This is a genomic window from Microbacterium oryzae (assembly GCF_009735645.1).
GTDB lineage: Bacteria > Actinomycetota > Actinomycetes > Actinomycetales > Microbacteriaceae > Microbacterium > Microbacterium oryzae.
Genome location: NZ_CP032550.1, coordinates 753,702 through 775,430, shown reverse-complemented (window position 1 = coordinate 775,430; position 21,729 = coordinate 753,702). Strand labels below are relative to the sequence as shown.

At 69.7% G+C, this 21,729-nt stretch carries 18 protein-coding genes and 1 tRNA gene; 9 read left to right on the top strand and 10 right to left on the bottom strand.

The window, feature by feature from the left end; all coding sequences use genetic code 11:
* Positions 1 to 158: 158 nt before the first annotated feature.
* From aceE to D7D94_RS03540, 6 genes are all read left to right on the top strand, one after another.
* The gene (gene aceE / locus D7D94_RS03565; RefSeq protein ID WP_156241247.1) at positions 159 to 2,885 is read left to right on the top strand and encodes a pyruvate dehydrogenase (acetyl-transferring), homodimeric type; all 2,727 of its coding nucleotides are present in this window, start codon (positions 159 to 161) and stop codon (positions 2,883 to 2,885) included.
* 98 nt (positions 2,886 to 2,983) lie between these two features.
* Positions 2,984 to 4,189 (top strand): PucR family transcriptional regulator, encoded by a 1,206-nt coding sequence (locus D7D94_RS03560; RefSeq protein ID WP_156241246.1) that lies wholly within the window; start codon positions 2,984 to 2,986, stop codon positions 4,187 to 4,189.
* Between the two features lie 89 nt (positions 4,190 to 4,278).
* Positions 4,279 to 5,187, top strand: a complete 909-nt coding sequence (locus D7D94_RS03555; RefSeq protein WP_156241245.1) for an ACP S-malonyltransferase — start codon at positions 4,279 to 4,281, stop codon at positions 5,185 to 5,187.
* 17 nt (positions 5,188 to 5,204) lie between these two features.
* A complete protein-coding gene (locus tag D7D94_RS03550; protein WP_156241244.1) occupies positions 5,205 to 6,206 on the top strand; it encodes a beta-ketoacyl-ACP synthase III in 1,002 nt (333 codons plus the stop codon).
* Between the two features lie 90 nt (positions 6,207 to 6,296).
* Entirely contained in the window at positions 6,297 to 6,542 is a 246-nt protein-coding gene (locus D7D94_RS03545) for an acyl carrier protein (RefSeq protein ID WP_156241243.1), read from the top strand.
* An 84-nt stretch (positions 6,543 to 6,626) separates the two neighbouring features.
* Complete coding sequence (locus tag D7D94_RS03540) at positions 6,627 to 7,868, top strand: beta-ketoacyl-[acyl-carrier-protein] synthase family protein (RefSeq protein ID WP_156241242.1); 1,242 nt, start codon at positions 6,627 to 6,629, stop codon at positions 7,866 to 7,868.
* A gap of 85 nt (positions 7,869 to 7,953) precedes the next feature.
* On the opposite strand, the gene D7D94_RS03535 is transcribed toward D7D94_RS03540, so the two are convergent.
* The 5 genes from D7D94_RS03535 to D7D94_RS03515 form a co-directional block, all read right to left on the bottom strand.
* Positions 7,954 to 8,457 carry a DUF3145 domain-containing protein gene (locus D7D94_RS03535; protein ID WP_156241241.1) on the bottom strand — a complete coding sequence of 168 codons (504 nt, stop codon included), beginning with the start codon at positions 8,455 to 8,457 and terminating at the stop codon, positions 7,954 to 7,956.
* Positions 8,458 to 8,732: 275 nt separating this feature from the next.
* The gene (locus D7D94_RS03530) at positions 8,733 to 11,354 is read right to left on the bottom strand and encodes an alpha-L-rhamnosidase (RefSeq protein WP_173024230.1); all 2,622 of its coding nucleotides are present in this window, start codon (positions 11,352 to 11,354) and stop codon (positions 8,733 to 8,735) included.
* Positions 11,351 to 12,211, bottom strand: a complete 861-nt coding sequence (locus tag D7D94_RS03525) for a carbohydrate ABC transporter permease (RefSeq protein ID WP_156241240.1) — start codon at positions 12,209 to 12,211, stop codon at positions 11,351 to 11,353. The genes D7D94_RS03530 and D7D94_RS03525 overlap by 4 nt, the downstream gene beginning before the upstream one ends.
* Positions 12,208 to 13,098 carry a carbohydrate ABC transporter permease gene (locus D7D94_RS03520; protein WP_156241239.1) on the bottom strand — a complete coding sequence of 297 codons (891 nt, stop codon included), beginning with the start codon at positions 13,096 to 13,098 and terminating at the stop codon, positions 12,208 to 12,210. The genes D7D94_RS03525 and D7D94_RS03520 overlap by 4 nt, the downstream gene beginning before the upstream one ends.
* Positions 13,099 to 13,152: 54 nt before the next feature.
* On the bottom strand, positions 13,153 to 14,457 hold the full coding sequence (locus D7D94_RS03515; RefSeq protein WP_156241238.1) for an ABC transporter substrate-binding protein: 1,305 nt from the start codon (positions 14,455 to 14,457) through the stop codon (positions 13,153 to 13,155).
* 156 nt (positions 14,458 to 14,613) lie between these two features.
* Between D7D94_RS03515 and D7D94_RS03510 the strand changes: the two genes are divergently transcribed.
* Both D7D94_RS03510 and D7D94_RS03505 read left to right on the top strand, forming a co-directional pair.
* Entirely contained in the window at positions 14,614 to 15,606 is a 993-nt protein-coding gene (locus tag D7D94_RS03510; protein WP_246171914.1) for a LacI family DNA-binding transcriptional regulator, read from the top strand.
* A gap of 169 nt (positions 15,607 to 15,775) precedes the next feature.
* Positions 15,776 to 16,021: a hypothetical protein gene (locus D7D94_RS03505; RefSeq protein ID WP_156241236.1), complete on the top strand. Its 246-nt coding sequence runs from the start codon at positions 15,776 to 15,778 to the stop codon at positions 16,019 to 16,021.
* 81 nt (positions 16,022 to 16,102) lie between these two features.
* Here D7D94_RS03505 and D7D94_RS03500 read toward each other — a convergent pair whose 3' ends face one another.
* The 5 genes from D7D94_RS03500 to D7D94_RS03480 all read right to left on the bottom strand — a co-directional run bounded on the left by D7D94_RS03500 (position 16,103) and on the right by D7D94_RS03480 (position 21,077).
* A complete protein-coding gene (locus tag D7D94_RS03500) occupies positions 16,103 to 16,525 on the bottom strand; it encodes a MarR family winged helix-turn-helix transcriptional regulator (protein ID WP_246171864.1) in 423 nt (140 codons plus the stop codon).
* A gap of 28 nt (positions 16,526 to 16,553) precedes the next feature.
* The gene (locus tag D7D94_RS03495; RefSeq protein WP_281349347.1) at positions 16,554 to 18,260 is read right to left on the bottom strand and encodes an MDR family MFS transporter; all 1,707 of its coding nucleotides are present in this window, start codon (positions 18,258 to 18,260) and stop codon (positions 16,554 to 16,556) included.
* Positions 18,261 to 18,364: 104 nt separating this feature from the next.
* Entirely contained in the window at positions 18,365 to 19,828 is a 1,464-nt protein-coding gene (locus tag D7D94_RS03490) for a protein adenylyltransferase SelO (RefSeq protein WP_156241233.1), read from the bottom strand.
* A 67-nt stretch (positions 19,829 to 19,895) separates the two neighbouring features.
* Positions 19,896 to 19,969, bottom strand: a tRNA-Ile gene (locus D7D94_RS03485).
* 13 nt (positions 19,970 to 19,982) lie between these two features.
* Positions 19,983 to 21,077 carry a DMT family transporter gene (locus D7D94_RS03480; RefSeq protein WP_173024354.1) on the bottom strand — a complete coding sequence of 365 codons (1,095 nt, stop codon included), beginning with the start codon at positions 21,075 to 21,077 and terminating at the stop codon, positions 19,983 to 19,985.
* Between the two features lie 66 nt (positions 21,078 to 21,143).
* On the opposite strand from D7D94_RS03480, the gene def reads away from it, so the two are divergent.
* Positions 21,144 to 21,710, top strand: coding sequence for a peptide deformylase (def, locus tag D7D94_RS03475; protein ID WP_156241232.1), 567 nt, complete (start codon positions 21,144 to 21,146; stop codon positions 21,708 to 21,710).
* The last annotated feature ends 19 nt before the right edge of the window (positions 21,711 to 21,729 follow it).

The following is a 21,729-nucleotide window of genomic DNA, read 5'->3' as shown; positions in this document are numbered from 1 at the left end:
TGGCCCGGGGTCGGCAGACGCCGGGCCATCCGTCATGCGCGCCCCACTCTCGAGGGAAGGACTAGGCTGGCTCCGATGCGCGTGCATCGGCCCGACCGGGAGCTGCACGCCTCGCTCCGTTCCGCGGCACGATCTGCCCGCCAGACGAAAGGTCACCTGTGGCTGTTCACGACCAGGATCCGTACTCGCAGGGGGCGCACGACAGCGACCCGGAGGAGACCAGCGAGTGGCAGCAGTCGCTCGACGAGCTGGTGGATGTCAAGGGCTCCCAGCGCGGCCGCGAGGTCATGCTGAGCCTGCTCCAGCGCTCCCAGCAGCTGCGCCTCGGCGTGCCCATGGTCCCGACGACGGACTACGTCAACACCATCGCTCCCGAGGACGAGCCGGAGTTCCCCGGCGATGAGGAGCTCGAGCGCCGCTACCGCCACTGGATCCGGTGGAACGCCGCGATCACGGTGCACCGCGCGCAGCGCCCCGGCATCGGCGTCGGCGGTCACATCTCCACCTACGCCTCGGCCGCCTCGCTCTACGAAGTCGGCTTCAACCACTTCTTCCGCGGCCAGGACCACCCGTCCGGCGGCGACCAGATCTTCTACCAGGGCCACGCCTCCCCCGGCGCCTACGCCCGCGGCTTCCTCGAGGGCCGTCTGACCGAGGCGCAGCTCGACGCGTTCCGCCAGGAGAAGTCGGGAGCGCCCAACGGCATCCCCTCCTACCCGCATCCCCGCATGATGTCGGACTTCTGGCAGTTCCCGACCGTGTCGATGGGCCTCGGCCCGATCAACGCGATCTACCAGGCCATGACGAACAAGTACCTCGCGAACCGCGGGATCAAGGACGTCGCGGACTCGCACGTCTGGGCCTTCCTCGGCGACGGCGAGATGGACGAGGTCGAGTCGCGCGGCCAGCTGCAGGTCGCGGCGAACGAGGGTCTCGACAACCTCACGTTCGTGATCAACTGCAACCTCCAGCGCCTCGACGGCCCCGTCCGCGGCAACGGCAAGATCGTGCAGGAGCTCGAGAGCTTCTTCCGCGGCGCCGGCTGGAACGTCATCAAGGTCGTCTGGGGCCGAGAGTGGGATGACCTCCTCGCCCGCGACACCGACGGCGCGCTGCTGAACCTCATGAACGTCACCCCCGACGGCGACTTCCAGACCTATAAGGCCGAGTCCGGCGCCTACGTCCGGGAGAACTTCTTCGGCCGCGACCCGCGCGCTCTCGAGCTCGTCAAGGACCTGAGCGACGAGGACGTCTGGCACCTGCGTCGCGGCGGCCACGACTACCGCAAGGTCTACGCCGCGTATAAGGCGGCCATGGAGCACAAGGGCCAGCCCACGGTCATCCTGGCGAAGACGGTCAAGGGTTACGGCCTGGGCCCCCACTTCGAGGGCCGCAACGCGACCCACCAGATGAAGAAGATGACGCTGGACGACCTGAAGCTGTTCCGCGACACCATGCAGATCCCGGTGTCCGACGCGCAGCTCGAGGCCGACCCGTACCGCCCGCCGTACTACCACCCGGGTGCACAGGACGAGACGATCCAGTACATGCTGGAGCGCCGCCGTGAGCTCGGCGGGTTCCTGCCGGAGCGTCGCAGCAAGCACGTCGCGCTGAACCTCCCCGAGGACAAGGACTACGCATTCCCGAAGAAGGGCTCGGGCAACCAGGAGGTCGCCACGACGATGGCGTTCGTCCGGATGCTCAAGGACCTCATGCGGGTCAAGGGCTTCGGCAACCGCATCGTGCCGATCATCCCCGACGAGGCGCGCACGTTCGGCATGGACTCGTACTTCCCCTCGGCGAAGATCTACAACCCGCACGGCCAGAACTACACCTCGGTCGACCGCGAGCTGCTCCTGGCCTACAAGGAGAGCCCGCAGGGCCAGATCATGCACGTCGGCATCAACGAGGCGGGTGCCGCGGCGGCGTTCACCACCACCGCCACGTCGTACTCCACGCACGGCGAGCCGCTGATCCCGGTCTACATCTTCTACTCGATGTTCGGCTACCAGCGCACCGGCGACGCATTCTGGGCGGCGGGCGACCAGCTCGCGCGCGGCTTCATCATCGGCGCCACCGCCGGCCGCACCACGCTCACGGGCGAGGGGACGCAGCACGCCGACGGCCACTCGCCGCTGCTGGCGTCGACGAACCCCGCCACGCTCACCTACGACCCGGCGTTCGGGTACGAGGTCTCGCACATCGTGCAGTCGGGCATCGAGCGCATGTACGGCGGAACGCACCCCGACCCCGACGTCATGTACTACCTCACGGTGTACAACGAGCCGATGCGCCAGCCGGCCGAGCCAGCGGATGTGGACGTCGACGGCATCGTCAAGGGCATCCACCGCATCTCGGTGGGCACCGGCGACGGACCCCGCGTCCAGCTGCTCGCCTCGGGCGTCGGCGTGCCGTGGGCGCTCGAGGCTCAGGAGCTGCTGAAGAGCGACTGGGGCATCGTGGCGGATGTGTGGTCCGTCACGTCGTGGACGGAGCTGCGTCGCGACGGCCTCGCCGCCGACGAGCACAACTTCCTCCACCCCGAGGAGGAGCCGCGTCAGGCGTACCTCACGCAGAAGCTGCAGGGCGCCGAGGGTCCGTTCATCGCGACGAGCGACTTCATGCACGCCGTGCAGGACCAGATCCGCCAGTGGGTCCCCGGGCCGTACTACACGCTCGGCGCCGACGGCTACGGCTTCGCCGACACGCGTGCGGCCGCCCGTCGCTACTTCAAGATCGACGGCCCCTCGATGGTCGTCCGCGCGCTGCAGTCCCTCGCGGACCAGGGCGCGGTGGACCGCTCGGTCATCGGCCAGGCGATCGAGAAGTACCGCATCCACGATGTGACCGCCGGCGCGTCCGGCAACGCGGGCGGAGACGCCTGAACCGCGTGAGCGGAACGACAGACGGCGGGGCCCCCGGAAAGCGGGGCCCCGCCCCTGTGTTCGCGGAGAGAGTCGTGTCACCGGAGGAGAGAGCGACGATGGACAAAGCGGCGACGCTGGCGTGGCTGCGCCGCATCTCCGGCGACGTCGCGACGGCCGTGCTGCAGCGCCTCGAGGAGACGCTGCCCTGGTACACGGAGATGCCGCCGGCGCGACGCTCGGCGGTCGGGCTCGTGGCCCAGGCCGGCATCAGCTCCTTCATCGAGTGGTATGAGGACCCCACCGGCACGCCCTCCATCGCGGCCGACATCTTCGACGCCGCCCCGCGCGAGCTGCTGCGCAGCGTGAGCCTGCAGCAGACCCTGCAGCTCGTGCGCGCGACGGTGGACGTCATGGAGGAGCGCGTGAGGGGTCGCGGCGACCAGCTCCGCGAGTCGATCCTCCTCTACTCCCGTGAGGTGGCCTTCACCGCCGCCGACGTCTACGCCCGCGCGGCGGAGTCCCGCGGCCTGTGGGACGCCCGCCTCGAGGCGCTCGTCGTCGACTCCATCCTCACGGGCGAGACCGACGAGGAGCTGCCGAGCCGGATCGCCGCGCTGGGCTGGCACGGGCACGGCGAGGTGTCGGTGCTCGTGGGCACCACTCCCCCGATCTTCGACGTCGACCAGGTGCGCCGCACCGCGCGGCGCCTCGGCGTCGACGTGCTCATCGGCGTGCAGGGGTCGCGGCTCGTGCTCGTGCTCGGGCGCGCGCACGCACCAGGCCGGGAGCCCGCAGACGCCGACGGCGAGCTGTCGTTCGGCGACATCGCCGACGCGCTCGAGCCGTGCTTCGGCCCGGGGCACCTCGTCCTGGGGCCCGCGATGCCCGCGCTCGTCGACGCCAGCCGCAGCGCGCGGGCGGCCCTCGCGGGGTTCGCCGTGGCGCGTGCCTGGCGCCATGCGCCGCGGCCGGTGGAAGCCGACGACCTCCTTCCCGAGCGCGCCCTCGCGGGCGACCCGCTCGCGAAGCAGACGCTCATCGAGCGGATCTTCCGACCGCTCGAGGCGCACTCCACGGATCTCGTGACGACGCTCTGGAGCTACCTCGACAACGGCCGATCGCTCGAGGCGACCGCCCGCGAGCTGTTCGTGCACCCGAACACCGTGCGGTACCGGCTCAAGCGCGTGAGCGACGTGATCGGATGGGACGCCACGGGTCCGCGGGAGGCGCTCATCCTCCAGACCGCGTTGATCCTCGGCTCGATCGGACCGAAGGACGCCGTGCGTCGACCGGTGCGACGCCCCCGCGACGGCCGTCGCTGAGCCGGAGTTATCCGACACACATAACGGATCCGCGGAATCTTGTGACGATCCCGCCACCGAACCGATGTCGGGGTTGGCATGATTGACGGGTGATCGTCGCCGCCTTCCCCGGACAGGGGTCCCAGACGCCCGGATTCCTCAGCCCCTGGCTCGAGCTCGACGGGGTGCGCGAGCGCCTCGAGGCCGCGTCCGACGCGGCCCAGGTCGACCTCGTCGCCGCCGGCACCGAGTGGGATGCCGATCGCATCCGCGACACCCGCGTGGCGCAGCCGCTGATCGTCGCGGCCAGCGTCGTGTCCTACGAGGCCCTGCGCGCCCGCGCCGGCGAGCCCGGCGGTGTCGCCGGCCACTCGGTCGGCGAGATCGGCGCGCTCGTCGCCGCCGGCGTGCTGGGCTTCGAGGACGGCATGCGGCTCGTGGGCGAGCGCGGCCGCGCCATGGCCGAAGCTGCCGCGCAGGCGGACACCGGCATGAGTGCCGTCGTCGGCGGCGTCGAGGCCCAGGTGCTGCAGGCGATCGCCGACGCCGGCCTGGAGCCGGCGAACTTCAACGGCGGCGGGCAGATCGTGGCCGCCGGTGCGAAGGAGGGCCTCGCGGCTCTCGCCGAGAACGGCCCGCGGGGCGCGCGCGTCATCCCGCTGCAGGTCGCGGGCGCCTTCCACACCTCCTACATGGCTCCCGCCACCGGCGCGCTGCAGAGTGCGGTGGACGCGATCGCCGAGCTCGGCGACCCGACCCTGCCGCTCTGGACCAACAGCGACGGCGCGACCGTCGCGACCGGCGCGCGTGCGCTGGAGCTGATCGTCCACCAGGTGAGCCACCCGGTGCGGTGGGACCTCTGCATGACCTCGTTCGTCGACGCCGGGATCGCCGGACTCGTCGAGCTCGCTCCGGCGGGCGCTCTCACCGGCCTCGCCAAGCGCGGGCTGAAGGGCGTGCCGACCGTTGCGGTGAAGACCCCGGATGATCTCGACGCGGCAGCAGCGCTGCTCGCGTGAGTGAGGAGAAGAGCACGATGACCCCCATGCTGAAGGAAGCGACCGGAAGCGCGCACTCGCGCATCTACGCCTACGGCGCAGCGCGCGGCGAGAACGCCGTCCCCAACGACGACCTCGTCGGCCCGATCGACTCGAGCGACGAGTGGATCCGTCAGCGCACGGGCATCGTCACGCGCGTCCGCGCGGACAAGGAGACCACGGCCGTCGACCTCGCCGCCGACGCCGCGGCCGAGGCCGTCCGTCGGGCCGGCGTCGCGCCATCCGACATCGACCTCGTCATCGTCGCGACCATCAGCAACCCCCGGCAGACGCCCTCCGTCTCCGCCATCGTCGCCGACCGCGTCGGCGCGAACCCGGCGGCGGCCTACGACATCAACGCGGCGTGTGCCGGGTTCTGCTACGCCATCGCGCAGGCCGACGCGCTCATCCGCTCGGGCGGCGCGCGCTACGCCCTCGTCATCGGCACGGAGAAGCTCAGCGACATCGTCGACCCCACCGACCGCTCGATCTCGTTCCTGCTCGGAGACGGCGCGGGAGCGGCCCTCCTCGGCCCGAGCGAGACGCCCGGCGTGTCGCAGACGCTGTGGGGCTCGGACGGCTCGAAGTCCGAGGCCGTTCGCATGAACGCGACGCTCACGCAGTTCCGCGACGGCGAGGCCGAGTGGCCGACGCTTCGCCAGGAGGGTCAGACCGTCTTCCGCTGGGCCGTGTGGGAGATGGCCAAGGTCGCGAAGCAGACCCTCGAGGCGGCGGGCATCGAGCCGGCCGACCTCGCGGCGTTCATCCCCCACCAGGCCAACATGCGCATCGTCGACGAGTTCGCGAAGCAGCTGGGCCTCCCCGACACCGTCGCCATCGCGCGTGACATCGCTGACACCGGCAACACGTCCGCGGCGTCCATCCCGCTCGCCGCGCATCGTCTGCTGGAGGAGAACCCGGAGCTCTCCGGCGGTCTCGCCCTGCAGATCGGCTTCGGCGCCGGTCTCGTGTTCGCGGCGCAGGTCGTCGTCCTTCCCTGACGCCTCCACGGATCCGGCCCGCCGCGCCTCTAGACTGTTGGGCGGTTCCCGACCTGTTGTGATCAACCAAACCGCGAAAGAGAGATAACCATGGCATACACGAACGACGAGGTCCTCGCGGGCCTGGCCGAGCTCATCACGGACGAGACCGGCATCGACGCTTCCGAGGTCGCCCTCGAGAAGTCCTTCACCGACGACCTCGACATCGACTCGATCTCGATGATGACGATCGTCGTCAACGCCGAGGAGAAGTTCGGCGTCACGATCCCGGACGAGGAAGTCAAGAACCTCAAGACGGTGAAGGACGCCGTCGACTTCATCACCGCCAACCAGTGATGCTCTCGGGCGTCACGCCGGGCGGTCACGCCGTCTCGGCGTGACGCCCGCATTGCCTTTCACCGAACACAGGGGAACCACGTCATGACCAAGCGCATCGTCATCACCGGCCTCGGCGCGACCTCCGCCATCGGCGGCACCGTCGAGGACAACTGGCGCAATCTGCTCGCCGGCGTCTCCGGCGCCCGTCCGCTCGAGCACGACTGGGTGGAGAAGTACCAGCTCCCGGTGACGTTCGCTGCCGAGGCCATCGTGCGTCCGGAGGAGGTCCTCCCCCGGCACGAGGCCAAGCGCCTCGACCCGTCCACGCAGTTCGCGCTGATCGCCGCTCGCGAGGCCTGGGCCGACGCGGGTGAGCCCGACGTCGCTCCCGAGCGCCTCGGCGTCGACTTCGCCACCGGCATCGGCGGCGTCTGGACCCTGCTCGACGCGTGGGACACGCTGCGCGAGAAGGGCCCGCGCCGCGTCATGCCGCTGACGGTCCCGATGCTCATGCCCAACGCCGCCGCCGGCAACCTCTCACTCCAGTTCAACGCCCGCGCATACGCCCGCACCGTGGTGAGCGCGTGCGCCTCGAGCACGGAGTCGATCTACAACGCGTACGAGCACCTGCAGCAGGGCCTCGCCGACGTGGTCATCGCCGGTGGAGCCGAGTCGGCCATCCACCCCATCACGGTCGCCTCGTTCGCATCCGCGCAGGCGCTGTCGCGTCGGAACGACGACCCCGCGCACGCATCGCGTCCGGGCAGCGTAGACCGCGACGGCTTCGTCATGGGCGAGGGCGCCGCCGTCCTCATCCTCGAGACCGAGGAGCACGCGAAGGCCCGCGGCGCGAAGATCTACGGCTACCTCGTAGGCGGCGGCGTGACCGCCGACTCGTACCACATCACGGGCAACGACCCCGAGGGATGGGGCGCCGCCCGCGCCGTCGAGCAGGCGCTCGAGGTCGCCGGAGCGAGCCCCGACGACGTGACGCACATCAACGCGCACGCCACCTCCACGCCGGTCGGCGACCCGAACGAGTACGTCGCCCTCAAGCGCGTGTTCGGCGACCGCATCGACGAGATCCCCGTGTCGGCCACCAAGGCGTCGACGGGCCACCTGCTCGGCGGCACCGGAGCGCTCGAGGCCGTGTACACCGTCCTCGCGCTGCGCGACCGGGTCGCCCCGCCCACGATCAACATGACCGAGCAGGACCCCGAGGTGCCGTTCCGCCTCTCCGGCGAGCCGCAGCCGCTCGGCGATGGCCCGCAGCTCGCGATCAGCAACTCGTTCGGCTTCGGCGGCCACAACGCGGTCGTCGCGATCGCGTCCTACGAGGGCTGAGCCCGGCCACCCCGCACGGCAAGACGCCCCAGGAGTTCTCTCCTGGGGCGTCTGCCGTTCTGGGGCGCTTCGCGCGCGAGCCTGTTCAGCCCACCTGGTGGAGCCAGACCACCGGGGCGTCGTCGCTCGCGGTGCGGAACGCCTCGAGCTCCTGATCCCACGCGCTGCCGAGCGCGACGTCGAGCTCACGGCGCAACTCGAACGGGTCGGCGCCGGCGATTTCCATGGCGTACCGGATGCGGTCCTCGGGCACGACTACGTTTCCCGCGCTGTCGATCTGCGCGTAGTGGATGCCGAGGTCGGGCGTGTGCATCCAACGGCCGCCGTCGCTGCGGGGCGTCGGGTCCTCCGTCACTTCGAACCGCAGGTGCTCCCATCCGCGGATGGCCGTGGCGAGTGCCGCGCCGCTGCCGGCGTAGCCCTCCCAGTAGTACTCGGTGCGACGAGCCCCGGGCAGCACCGGCTGGTCCTGCCACTCGAAGTTCACGGCCCGGCCGAGGGATCGGCCGACCGCCCACTCCAGGTGCGGACACAGTGCTCGTGGCGCCGAGTGGATGTAGACCACTCCGCGCGCGATGGGTGTCGCCATGATCTTCTCCGTTCGTCAGGTGCGTCTTCCCCTACGACCTGACCGGGCGGATCCGGCGATTTCTGTTCGGTTCTCCCTGCATTATCACCCGCGCTCTCGCGAAATGACAAGCGTGCGACCTCGGGCGACACGCCGGGGGCGGGGTCAGGCGGGTGCGCGGCGGCGTGCCGTCCGGACGGTGCCGAATTTCGGATGTCAGGGGCTGGTGTGCGCGTGTCGGCCTGCGCCGTCCACACCAGCCCCGCGGATCCGAAACCCGGCACCCGGTCAGAGCCTCAGACCGCCGCCGGCACCTCGCTCGCTAGAGCCACAGGCACCGGCACGACCGCGGCGAACCGTCCGCCTGACTCCACCGGCACGGACTCGAGTCCGGGCAGGTCGACCGTGGCCTCGACGCCCGTCGGCACCCGGATCTCATACGCCACGCCCTCGTCCGTCACACGCCATGACGCCTCGATGAGCCCGTAGGCGGAGTCGAACGCGACGCGCGCGCTCGTGAGCCCTCCGCCGACCCGCGGGGCCCAGCGCACGGAACGGTATCCGGGGCCCGTCGGCGTGAGGCCGCCGATCACCCGGTGCATCCAGTCCGCCACGCTGCCGAGCGCGTAGTGGTTGAAGCTCGTCATCTCGCCCGGGTTGATGCTGCCGTCGGGGAGCATCGAATCCCAGCGCTCCCAGATCGTCGTGCCGCCCATCCGCACCGCGTACATCCAGGAGGGGCATGTGTCCTCGAGAAGCAGCGCGTACGCGCGGTCGATCTCGCCGACTTGGGTGAGGGCGTCGGTCACCACCGGGGTGCCGGCGAACCCGGTCGCGATGTGGTTGCCCGACTCGGCGACCAGCTCGGCGAGCCGCTCCCCCGCCCGCTCGGTTTCCGCGGCCGAGAGGAGGCCGAAGCGGATGGCCAGGGCGTAGGCCGTCTGCGCATCGCTCGTGAGGCGCCCATCCGGCAGCACGTACTCGGACCGGAATGCGTCGCGTGCCTCATCGGCGATGCGCGCGTAGCGGATGGCGTCGCCGGCATGACCCAAGAGCAGCGCCGTGTCGGCCAGGCGCCGCGTCGTGAATGCGAAGTAGGCGGAGGCGACGAGGTACTTGTCGGTGAGCCCCGCGGCCGGATCCTCCGGCGGTGCGGCAGGATCGAGCCAGTCGCCCAACTGATGGCCCTGCTGCCAGAGGCGCCGCTGACCGGATTCCCGGACCATCCGCTCGACCCACGCCCGACCGCTGACGTACTGACGCTCCAGAATGCCGCGGTCGCCGAAGCGCTCGTACAGCGTCCACGGGGTGAGCACCGACACGTCCCCCCACACTGCTCCGGTCCGGATCGGCGTCCAGCTCGGACCGCCCGGGATGACCGGCACGAACCACGGGATGGTGCCGTCCGGCAGCTGCTCGAGGGCGACGTCGGCGAGCCAGCTCTCCAGGAAGCCGGCGGAGTCGTAGAGGAACGACGCGGTGGGCGCGAAGACCTGGATGTCGCCGGTCCAGCCGAGGCGCTCGTCGCGCTGCGGGCAGTCGGTCGGAACGCTGACGAAGTTGCCGCGCATCCCCCACCGCACGTTCTCGTGCAGTCGGTTCAGGTCCGTCGACGACGTCTCGAACCAGCCGGTGCGGCGCATGTCGTTGTGGAGGACGCGCGCCACGACGTCCTCGGCCGTGAGCGACTCCAGCCCGACGATGGTCGCGTATCGGAAGCCGTGGAAGGTGAAGCGCGGCTCCCACTCCCGCGGCCCACGTCCATCCAGCACCACGACATCCTGCGCGTCCGCGAGGCGAAGCGGCCGCGTCCCGAGCTCGCCGTGCTCGAGCACCTCCGCGTGCCTCAGCTCGACCACCTGACCGGCCGGGCCATCCACCCGCAGACGCAGGCGCCCGACGAGATTCTGGCCGAAATCGACGAGGAAGCCCTCGCCGTGCCGCGCGATCGAGACGGGGCGGATGTCCTCGGTCACCCGGACCGGCGGGGCGACGGGTGCGACGAGGGTGGCGGCATCGCGCTCTCCGACGCGGACGGGTGCCCATTCCCCCGTGCTGGCGCCCGGCGACGACCAGCCGTCGACCTCGTCTCGCATGTCGTACTTCTCGCCGTCGTAGAGCCCAGACACGAGGATCGGCCCGCGCGCGGCCTCCCACTCGCGGTCGGTCGCCACGACCGTGCGGCTGCCGTCCTCGTGCGAGAGCTCCAGCTGCGCGATGAGCGAGAGGTCCGTGCCGTAGAGGTCGCGGTAGCCGCCGTTGAAGCCGAGACGCCCGCGGTACCACCCGTCGCCGAGCCAGGCGCCGATGACGTTCTCGCCCCGGACGATATGCTCCGTGACGTCGAACGTCCAGTAGGTCAGCCGTTCGTCGTACTTCGTCCATCCCGGCGAGAGCTCGTGGTCCCCGACGCGACGCCCATTGATCTCGGCCTCGTACAGCCCGTGCGCGGTGACATAGAGCCGCGCGGATCGAACAGGACTCGTGACGACGAAGGAGCGGCGAACGAGCGAGGGGCGCCGCTCCGTGTCGGGCTCCTCCGGCCACGCGGCGCCCACGGGCGTCGCGACCCACTCGGAGGCGTCGAGCAGACCCGCCTCGACCGCCGTCGCCGGCCCCCACGACGACCACGCGCCATCCGCACCGCGCACGCGCACCCGCACCTCGGCCCGCTCGCGCGAGCGGAGCGGCTCGAACGGCCAGGCGACCAGCACCTGATCGGGCCCGTTCCCGGTCGCCACGACCGTCTGGCCGTCCTCTCGGGTGAGCGACAGCTGCCATCCGGCCTGCCGCCAGCCGGACTCGGCCTGGGTCTTCCAGGAGACGCGGGGGGTCGAGACGCCGATGCCGAGCGGCTCGTCGAGGTGTTCGAAGCGGGGTGCGGTGACCTGCACGCTGGTCCTTTCGTGGTGCGTCATCCCTTGACCGCTCCGGCCGTCAGGCCCTTCTGGATGCGCTGATTGAGGATGAGATAGATGATGAGCAGAGCGAAGACGTTGATGCTCACGGCGGCGAACAGCGGGCCGTACTGCGTGGTGCCGAACTGGCCGTTGAAGTTCAGCAGCCCGACCTGCAGCGTGCGGAGATCGCCGGAGTTCGCGAACGTCAGCGCGATGAGCAGGTCGTTCCAGAAGAAGAAGAACTGCACGAGGCCGACGGTGAACAGGCCGTTCTTCATCATCGGCAGCGCGACGGAGAAGAACTGGCGGTAGATGCTCGCGCCGTCGAGGGTGGCGGCTTCGAAGACCTCGCGCGGGATGGCCCGGAAATATGTCGCCATGAGGAAGACCGTCAGCGGCAGTCCGGTGGCGGTGTAGGTGATGAGCAGCGGCCAGAGCGTTCCCGTGATTCCCACCTGGAAGTACACGCTGAACAGCGGCAGCAGGATCATCTGCGTGGGCACCATGATGCCGGCGAGGAAGATGATGAGCACCCCGCCGCGGTTCTTCCACACGAGCACCTCGAGCGCGAACGCGGCGGCGGTGCCGAGCAGCAGCATCAGGAAGAGCGACGGCAGCACCGTGATCGCGCTGTTGAACAGCGACGTGCCGAGGCCGGCGGTGTTCCAGGCGACCGCGTAGTTGTCGAAGTTCCACTGCTCAGGCAGCGCCCACGTCGGCGACTCGAGGAACTCGCGCTGCGACTTGAACGAGCCGAGCAGCAGCCAGACGAGGGGGTAGCCGACGACGATGAGGAGGAGCGCGACGGCGATCCAGATCGGCAGTCGGCGGATGGCGCGGGTCGCGCGTCGAGAGGAGAAGGCCAGGGAGGTCATGCTGCGCCCTTCTTCGCGCCGCGGGCGGTGCCGCGGAAGATGAACACGGTGACGATGAGGCAGATGACGGTCAGCAGCATCGCGATCGTGGAGCCGTAGCCGTAGTTGCCGTAGGTGAACGAGTTGTCGAACATCGAGATGGTCAGCGGGCTCGTCGAGGTGCCGGGACCGCCGTTGGTCAGCGCCAGCACGCTGTCGAAGACCTTGAGCGTGCCGTTGATCGAGAAGATGATCGACGAGATGAGGACCGGTGCCGAGAGCGGCACGACGATGTGGCGGAGGAGCCCCCATCCGCTCGCGCCGTCGAGACGCGCCGATTCGAGGACGTCCTCGGGGATGTCGATGAGACCCGCGTACAGCAGCACGCCGTAGAAGCCCATCGAGCGCCAGATGTCCATGATGGCGATGACGACGAATGCGCTGCCGCCGTCGCCGAACCAGTCGACGGGGACGCCGCCGAAGCCGCTGACGACCGAGTTGACGAGACCCTCGGTCGGGGCGATGGAGAACAGCTGCTGGAAGAGCAGCGCGACGGCGACCGTCGGCATCACGACGGGGAAGAAGACCAGGGTGCGGACGATGCCGGAGGCGCGCTTCAGCGCGAAGACGTAGAGCAGGGCGAGGGCGTACCCCAGCAGCACCTGCCCGACCGTGATGACGACGGCGTACTTCAGCGTGAAGAGGAGCGCGCTGTGCACCTCGGAGTCGCCGAGCAGTCGCGCGAAGTTGTCGAGGCCGACGAAATGGAAGCCGACGATCGCGTTGCCCTCGAAGACCGTGTATCCGAGCGACCAGAGCACCGGCACCAGCATGACGAGCGAGTAGATGAGAAGGGCGGGGCCGAGAAGGATGGCGATGGCGCGCTTGTCGCCGAGGACGTTCTGCATGTGGTTCTCCCGTGAAGAAGGGGCGGCGGCCGAGCCGCCGCCCCTCGAGTCGGATCAGCCCAGGTCGGCCTGGACCATCGACATGAACTCCTCGGCGGAGATGCTCCCCGTCACCAGCGGAGCGGCGTTGCGCTGGCTGGTGGTGGTCGCCTCGGCGGAGAAGAGCGCCTCGAACCAGAGCACGGTGGTCTCGGTCTCGGCGACCTTCTCCTGCACCAGCTGCGTGAGCTCCGGAACGTCGCTGACCTCTTCGTTCAGGGCGAAGCCGGAGACGCGGTTCTCCTGCGAGAGCGCGGTGGAGCCGTAGTTCTCGACGATGCACGTCAGCCAGGCCTCGGTGTCGTCGTTGACGGCGTTCGCGTTCATCGTCACCGGAAGGCCGACGTTGGCAGCGAGCTGCGAGCGGTCGCCGGCGCCGCCTTCGACGGCGGGGAACGGCATGAAGCCGACGTTCTCAGCGCCGATCTGGTTCTGCTCGGGGTCGTTGAGCTGCGTCAGGTACCAGCTGCCGGTGTAGAACATGGCGGCGGAGCCGTTGAGGAACTGGTTCTCGGAGGTCGCCATGTCGATGGAGCCGACGCCCTGGCCGAAGTAGCCGGCGGCGCCCAGGTCGGCGACGGCCTGCGCGGCCGCCACGTACTCCGGATCGGTGAGCGACGCCTCGCCGTCCGCGACCTTCTGCAGCGCGTCGGGGCCGAGATCGCGGAAGAGGTAGCTCGAGATGAGGCGCGTGAGGGGCCATCCCTGCTCGCCGCTGGCGGAGAACGGCTGCACGCCGGCGGCATTCAGCGTCTCGGCGGCCGCGACAAGGTCCTCCCACGTCTGCGGCTCCTCGATGCCGTTGTCGGCGAAGATCTGCTTGTTGTACCAGATGCCCTCGACGTTGTATTCGAAGGGGAGCACGCGGAAGCCGCCGTAGAGGTTCTCGATCGTGGAGATGGCCGCCGGCTCGATGTTGTCGATGACGTCGAGGTCGGTGAGCAGCTTGTCGAAATCGGCGACGTTGCCCGACTCGGCGAGCGTCTGCGTCAGCGCGGGCGCGTTGCCCGCCGAGAACAGCACGGGAAGGTCGCCCTGGCCCGCCTTCAGCTGCAGCTGCTGGTCGAGGTTGCTCTGCGGAACGGTCTCCACCTTCAGCGGCAGGGCCCCGTTCTCGGCGGAGCACGCACCGCCGGCGAGCGTGTCGAGCACGGCGGGGATCTCGGTGTTCTCCACGTTGACGAGCAGCGACATGTCGCCGCTGCTCGCGGCGCCGCCTCCTCCTCCCCCGCCGCCGCAGGCGGTGACGGCCAGCGCGGAGGCGCCCGCGACGGAGACGAGTGCCGCGCGGGTCCAGGTGCGGGCTGTGTTGAGCTTCATGGTTCTCCTCTTTGAAAGCCGCTGAGCGACGCCGTTCGATTGAAGCGTTTGAATCGTATGATTGAAGCGTTTGAATTGCAAGTAGTCTTTCGATGTCGAGGAAGTGGGGGCCGGATGAGCAGCGTCGCGACACAGCCGGATCGAATGCGTCCCGTGATGGCGGACGTGGCTCAGCGTGCCGGCGTGTCGGTCGCGACCGTCTCCAATGTCCTCAACCGACCGCATCTCGTCGCGGACCTCACGCGCGAGCGCGTGCTCCGCGCCATCGAGGAGCTCGGCTTCGTGCGGAACCGCGCCGCTCGCTCGCTCGTCACCGGACGCGCGGACACGGTCGGCTTCGTGATCGTCGACCTCGCGAACACGTTCTTCGTGGACCTGGCGCGAGGCGTCGAGGAGCAGCTCGATCAGCAGGGCATGCGCCTGCTCCTCGCGAACAGCGACGTGGACCTCGCGAAGCAGAACGAGTACATCGAGCTCTTCGAGGAGACGAAGGTGTCGGGCGTGCTGCTGGCGCCGCTCGATGCGCCGCTCGACGTGGCCCGCGCCGCCCGTGCGCGCGGGCTTCCGATCGTGCACGTGAACTGGCCCGGCGACGACGAGTCGTGCGGCGTCGTCGTCGACGAGGAGCTCGGCGGATACCTCGCCGCCCAGCACCTGCTGGAACGCGGACGCCGCCGCCTCGCATTCGCGGGCGGGCCGTTCTCGCTCTCAGCGGTGGCCCAGCGCCGCACGGGTGCCACCCGCGCGGTGGCCGAGGTCCCGGGTGCGTCGCTCGAGACCATCGAGACGCGCCGGATCACGACTCGGGGCGGGCGGGAACTCGGCGACCTCCTGGCCGCGCGCGCACCATCCGAGCGACCCGACGGACTGGTGTCCGCGTCCGATGCACTCGCATCCGGCGCCATCCATGCGATGCTCCTCGCGGGCATCCGCGTGCCCGAGGACATCGCCGTGGTCGGCTACGACAACAACCACTACGCGCACGACAGTCCGGTGCCGATCACGAGCGTGGCGCAGCCCGGTCATGAGATGGGGATGATCGCCGCGAGCATCCTCCTCGAGGAGATGCAGGACGCCGGCGACCACGCTCACCGCACGCTCACGCTGCGGCCGACGCTCCACGAACGCGCGAGCTCGGCCGCCGGCTGACGGAACCGGGCGGGCGGGCGTCCGTTCGCGTCCGTTCGCGTGAACGCGCGCGTTCCGGATTTCGGGTGGCCGGGGCTGGCGTGCGCGTGTCGACCTCAGCCGTCGACACCAGCCCCACCGCCCCGAAATCCGACACGGCAGCGCCGTCTGCACCATTAGAGTGATCCGCATGACCGATGCCGTGAATCCGCTGCTCCCCACGGTGGCCGACACCCTCTGGTCGAGCACGGTGGTGGTGCTGCTTGCGCTGCTCGTGACGTCGCTGATCTCGCTGGCGCGCGCGGTGCGCCTGCTGCCGGCGTCCGAGTTCGCGCTGTGGGCCATCCTCGCGGTTCTCGTTCCGCTCTTCGGCCCGATCGCCTGGATGGCCGTGGGGCGGCCGCGGGCGACCCGGCGGAAGACGACGGCGAGCTGATCCGCAGCACGCACTGTGCCCGGGTACGACGGAGCCCCGCCGCCGTTTCCGGAAGCGGGGCTCCTGTGGGGTTCGAGCGGATCAGACCTCGGCGAGCAGTCGGAAGACCTTCGAGGCGGCCAGGATCTCCTCCTCGGTCACCTCGCCCATCCCGTCGCGCAGGCGAGCGGCGTATTCAGCGCGGAGCCGGCTCAGCTGAGCGGATGCTCGCGGTGTCGCCGTGAGCACCCGGAGGCGCCCGTCGCGCTCATCCGCGCGTGACTCGAGCAGGCCGAAGTCCTCGAGCATCCTCACCTGGCGGCTGATGACCGACTTGTCCATCTCGAATCGCTCCGCGAGCTGGTGGGCGTTCGCCGTCCCAGCTCGGTCGATGAAGCTGAGCAGCTTGTACCCCGCCACCTGCAGTTCCGGATGGAGTCGGGCGGCCGACTCCTTCCAGAGCGAACGCGCACGCACGAAGATCAGATTGAGGTCGCCCTGCAGATCCGCCACGGTGCCTGCCATGCTCGTGCCCGCTTCGGTGCCGATCATCTCAGCGCCCGCGCTTCCGATCCTCGCGCTCGAGCACCGTCGTCGAGCCCGTGGAAGGCGCCGCGACGTCGCCGTTCACGACGCGAAGCGTGCCGGTGCTCGCGCCGATCTCGGCCTCGGAGACCTCGATCGCGGACTCCTCCGCCTGCTCGCGCAGCTGGTCGCCGGCGCTCTTCGTCGACAGCGGCTTGTTCTTGATGAACGCGATCGCGATGATCGAGATCACGGCGAGCGGGATGGCGATGATGAACGCATCCGCGATTCCGTGACCGTAGGCGCCCTCGACGATCGCGCGGATCGTGTCGGGCAGCTCGGCCACCTTCGGCACGTCGCCCGAGGCGAGGCTCTGCAGCGCGGTGCCCTCGGCCTCCGTCGTCGGCGTGAAGTCGCCGAGTCCGTCGGAGATGTAGTTGCCGACGCTCGTCGACAGCATCGAGCCCATGATCGTGACGCCGATGGTTCCCGCGATCGTGCGGAAAAAGTTCACGTTCGACGACGCGGCGCCGAGCTGACGCGGGTCGGTGTCGTTCTGCACGATGAGCGTGAGGTTCTGCATGACCATGCCGAGCCCGGCACCGAGCACGAACATGTACACGGCGACGAGGATGAACGGCGTGTCATAGCGCAGCGTCGACATCAGGCTCACACCGATGGTGGTGAGCACCGAACCGGTGAGCATCCAGCCCTTCCACTTGCCGTAGCGGCTCACGAGCTGGCCGATGATGATCGACGCGCCCATCTGGCCCACGATCATCGGGATGGTCATAAGGCCGGACTCGGTCGGGGTGGCGCCGCGAGCGAGCTGGAAGTACTGAGCGAGGAACACCGACGTGGCGAACATCGAGACGCCGATGGCGATCGATGCGATCACCGACAGCGTGAAGGTGCGGTTGCGGAACAGCGTCATCGGGACGATCGGCTCCCTGACGAAGAACTCGACCGCGACGAAGCCGGCGATGGCGACACCCGCAACCGCCGCGAGGGTGATGCTCGTGGCGGAGTCCCAGTCGAACTCGCTGCCGCCCATCGAGACCCAGATGAGGAGCGTCGACACGCCCACCGCGAGGAGCACGATGCCGAAGTAGTCGATCGACACCTTCGCGCCCTGCGGCTTCGGCAGGTGCAGCGTGAACTGCAGCAGCACGAGCGCGACGAGCGCGAACGGGACGCCCACGAAGAAGTTGGAGCGCCATCCCCACACGTCGGTGAGGAGGCCGCCGAGCAGCGGGCCGCCGATGGTGCCCAGCGCCATGATGCCGCCGACGACACCCATGTACTTGCCGCGCTCGCGGGGCGAGATGATGAGGGCGACCGCGATCATCACGAGCGACATCAGGCCGCCAACGCCGACGCCCTGCAGCACGCGGACGGCGATCAGCATGTTCGTGTCGGTCGAGAAGCCGGCGATGACGGTTCCGGCGGTGAACAGCACGAGCGAGATCTGGATGAGGATCTTGCGGTCGACGAGGTCGGCGAGCTTGCCCCAGATCGGGGTCGACACGGCCGTCGCCAGGAGGCTCGCGGTGATGACCCACGTGTACTGCGACTGCGTGCCGCCGAGGTCGGCGATGATGACCGGCATCGATGTCGAGACGACGGTGCCCGAGAGCACGGCGACGAACATGCCGACGATGAGACCGGAGAGTGCGGTGAAGACTTCGCGAGCGGAGCGCTTGGCTTCCGCTGGCGGTTGTGACGAGTTACGCAAGTCGAGACGCTCCCAGGTAAAAGTTGATAGACCTCAACTATACACGGGTAGTTGAGATTGAGCAACTAACCGCGGGGATGGCCGTCGTCGCGCGCTCCTGCGGGTCACGTCCCGCAGAAGGTGCGGTACCTCCCGAAGCTCTCCGGAGCGGGTTCGGCGTAGCGCTCCAGCCCCGCGCGCTCGATGTGCGGCCGAGTCACGGCGTCGAGCAGCTTCGTCAGCGGCTCGAGGTCGCCGTCGCCAGCGGCCGCCAGCGCCTCCTCGACCAGATGATTGCGAGGGATGTAGATCGGGTTCACGCCGTCCATCGCGTCGGCATCGGGCGCGAGCGCCAGCCAGCGCTCCGCCCACGCGTCGAAGCCGGCCAGGTCGATGAAGATCTCGCGCGCGGGTTCACGGTGCCCCCGCGCGGCGTCGGCGAGCCGACGGAAGAACGAGGTGAAGTCGACGCGGCTCCCCTGCATCAGCGCCAGCAGGTCCTCCAGCAGCGGGACGGCGACGCCATCGTCGAGGTCGTCGCGGAGGCCGAGCTTCGCGAGGAAGCCGGACGTCCAGGCCGCGCTGTACTGCGGCACGAAGGTGTTGAGCGCCTCCTGGGCGAGCGCGATCCCCTGCTCGCGATCGTCATGGATGGCAGGCAGCAGCGACTCGGCGAACCTCGCGAGGTTCCACCCGGCCATCGCCGGCTGGTTGCGATAGGCGTAGCGGCCGGCGAGGTCGATGGAGCTGTACACCGCCGCGGGGTCGTATGCATCGACGAACGCGCAGGGCCCGTAGTCGATCGTCTCCCCCGAGATCGTCATGTTGTCGGTGTTCATCACCCCGTGCACGAAGCCGACGTGCATCCACCGGGCGATGAGCGATGCCTGCGCCGAGAGCACAGCCTGGAGGAGTGCGAGCGCCGGGTTCTCCGCCTGCCGCAGTTCCGGATGGTGCCGGTCGAGCGCATGGTCGATGAGCCGGCGGAGGAGCTCGAGGTCTCCCCGCGCCGACGCGTACTGGAAGCTCCCGACGCGCAGGTGGCTGCTCGCCACGCGCGCGAGCACGGCGCCCGGCAGCACGGTCTCGCGGTACACCTTCTGCCCCGTCGCGACCACGGCGAGCGAACGCGTGGTCGGGACGCCGAGCGCGTGCATCGCCTCGCTGACGACGTACTCGCGCAGCATCGGACCAAGTGCGGCCATCCCGTCGCCGTTGCGCGAGAAGGGCGTCGGGCCCGACCCCTTGAGATGGATGTCGCGGAGCCGGCCATCCGCATCCGCGACGTCCCCGAGAAGGAGGGCGCGGCCATCCCCCAGCCGCGGCGAGTAGCCGCCGAACTGGTGCCCGGCATACGCCTGGGCGACCGAGGTGGCGCCGTCGACGTCGAGCGCGCCGGTCAGGAACCGCATCCCGTCCTCGCTGCGGAGGAACGCCGGGTCGAGGCCGAGTTCGGCGGCGAGCGGCTCGTTGAGCACGACCAGCCGTCGATCGGGGAAGTCCTCGGCCCGCCAGGGCAGCGCCATCTCGGGCATCTCGCGGGCGAAGCGGTCGCCCAGGGCCACCGGTGCGTGCAGTGTGCCGCTCATGCACCCACGATACGTCCGGGTGCGGGCGGAGGGGCGGGGATCACCGCGGGCAGGCGCCGGCAGTCAGTAGGGCGGGTCGGACTTGAACCGACGATCGTTGGGTTATGAGCCCACTGCCTTAACCAGCTTGGCCACCGCCCCGTAGGGTTCGAGCCTATCGCGGCTCGGGCGAGGGCCCTGTCTCGTCGCCGTCGCGCGGGATGCGGCGCGTGAGGAGGTCATCCGGGTCCTGCGCCGAGCGGAGATCGTCGAGGCCCGAGGTCGGCGCAGCGGCCGCAGCCGCAGGCGCGCCGCCGCTCGAACCGCGCGGAATGCGCAGCTCCTGGCTCTCGCTCAGCACCTGCGGGTGATGACGCGCGAGCAGGATCACGCCGAGTGAGGCGACGGCGCCCATGACGACGAACACGACGATCGCCCACAGCGGGGCGTTCGCGGCCTCGCCGAGCACGATCGCGCCGATCAGCACGGCGACGATCGGGTCGATCACGGTGAGTCCGGCGATGACGAGGTCGGGAGGGCCCGATGCGTACGCCGTCTGCACGAAGTACCCGCCCGCGGCCGCCGCCGCGATGAGGGCCACCACGCACAGTGCGACGGTCCAGTCGAGGTCGCCCGCCTGGATCCGCTTGATGACGATCTTCGCCAGCGTCGCGACGAACCCGTAGAGGACGCCGGCGGCGGTGATGTAGAAGAGCGCGCCGATGTGCCGTCGCAGGATGAGCCATGCTCCCCCGAGCAGGATGATCACGACGAGCAGGATGGCCAGGACGACGAGGAGCTCGAAGTCGCTGATGCTGCGCTCGGTCGCGAAGAGCGCCGCGACGAGCACGAAGATGAGGATGCCGCCGAGACAGAGCCCGATCGCGGTGAGCGAATTGCGGGTGGGTGTGTGCCCGGTGATCTGCGCGTTCAGCAGCGTGGTGATGACGAGCGAGATCGCGCCGAGCGGCTGCACGACGATGAGGGGCGCCACCGCGAGCGCGCTCAGCTGGCAGACGATCGCCATCCCGAGCAGGAGCGTCCCGGCGATCCACGACGGCCTCGTCAGCAGCCGCAGGAGGTGCGAGAGGCCGAGCCCCGCGCGCCCCTCGGATCCCGCCAGCGCCTCGACCTTCTTCACGCCGCGGCTCTGATACTGCGCGCCGATCGACATGAACACGGCGCCGGCGATCGCGAGCGGGATCCCGAGCAGCAGCCCCGGGTTCTCCAGAGCGCCCACGAGCTGCTCTCCGACGCCCGCCGCGGCCATGGTCTCCGATGCTCCCCAGGTCACGTCCAGAGACTACCGCCAGGACGCGCCGACTACCCTGAAGGGATGGCTGTTCTCCCGATCCGCATCTGGGGCGATCCCGTCCTGCACTCCCCCGCATCGCCCGTCGAGGACATCACCGACGACATCCGCACGCTCGTGCGCGACATGTACGAGACGATGGACGCCGCTCCCGGGGTCGGTCTCGCCGCCCCGCAGGTCGGCGTGCCGCTGCGCATCTACACGTACACGTACGAGGACGACGACGGGAATCCGTGGCGCGGCGAGATCCTCAACCCCGAGCTCTGGATGGTCCCCACCGAGCCGGGAGACCCGGATGAGGACCTCGAGTCGGAGGGATGCCTTTCGTTCCCCGGCGAGCGGTTCCCGCTGCGTCGCTCCGACCGAGTCGTCGTGACCGGCATGGATCTCGAGGGCGCCCCCGTACGCATCGAGGTCGACGGATGGCGCGCGCGGATCATGCAGCACGAGTTCGACCACCTCGACGGCGTCGTCTACGTCGACCGGCTCTCCGACCGCGACTGGAAGACCGCGCAGAAGATCTCGAAGAAGCGCGGCTGGGGCCGTCCGGGCGTCAGCTGGATGCCCGGCGTCGACGACCTCGACGCGTGACCCGTGCCCGCCCCACCCC

Coding starts and splice junctions, on each gene's coding strand:
- def (WP_156241232.1), top strand. CDS start 21,144: ATGGCTGTTCTCCCGATCCGCATCTGGGGCGATCCCGTCCTGCACTCC.
- D7D94_RS03525 (WP_156241240.1), bottom strand. CDS start 12,211: ATGACCTCCCTGGCCTTCTCCTCTCGACGCGCGACCCGCGCCATCCGC.
- D7D94_RS03490 (WP_156241233.1), bottom strand. CDS start 19,828: ATGAGCGGCACACTGCACGCACCGGTGGCCCTGGGCGACCGCTTCGCC.
- D7D94_RS03515 (WP_156241238.1), bottom strand. CDS start 14,457: ATGAAGCTCAACACAGCCCGCACCTGGACCCGCGCGGCACTCGTCTCC.
- D7D94_RS03545 (WP_156241243.1), top strand. CDS start 6,297: ATGGCATACACGAACGACGAGGTCCTCGCGGGCCTGGCCGAGCTCATC.
- D7D94_RS03520 (WP_156241239.1), bottom strand. CDS start 13,098: ATGCAGAACGTCCTCGGCGACAAGCGCGCCATCGCCATCCTTCTCGGC.
- D7D94_RS03480 (WP_173024354.1), bottom strand. CDS start 21,077: ATGGCCGCGGCGGGCGTCGGAGAGCAGCTCGTGGGCGCTCTGGAGAAC.
- D7D94_RS03535 (WP_156241241.1), bottom strand. CDS start 8,457: ATGGCGACACCCATCGCGCGCGGAGTGGTCTACATCCACTCGGCGCCA.
- D7D94_RS03505 (WP_156241236.1), top strand. CDS start 15,776: ATGACCGATGCCGTGAATCCGCTGCTCCCCACGGTGGCCGACACCCTC.
- D7D94_RS03530 (WP_173024230.1), bottom strand. CDS start 11,354: ATGACGCACCACGAAAGGACCAGCGTGCAGGTCACCGCACCCCGCTTC.
- D7D94_RS03550 (WP_156241244.1), top strand. CDS start 5,205: ATGACCCCCATGCTGAAGGAAGCGACCGGAAGCGCGCACTCGCGCATC.
- D7D94_RS03510 (WP_246171914.1), top strand. CDS start 14,614: ATGGCGGACGTGGCTCAGCGTGCCGGCGTGTCGGTCGCGACCGTCTCC.
- D7D94_RS03560 (WP_156241246.1), top strand. CDS start 2,984: ATGGACAAAGCGGCGACGCTGGCGTGGCTGCGCCGCATCTCCGGCGAC.
- D7D94_RS03540 (WP_156241242.1), top strand. CDS start 6,627: ATGACCAAGCGCATCGTCATCACCGGCCTCGGCGCGACCTCCGCCATC.
- D7D94_RS03500 (WP_246171864.1), bottom strand. CDS start 16,525: ATGGCAGGCACCGTGGCGGATCTGCAGGGCGACCTCAATCTGATCTTC.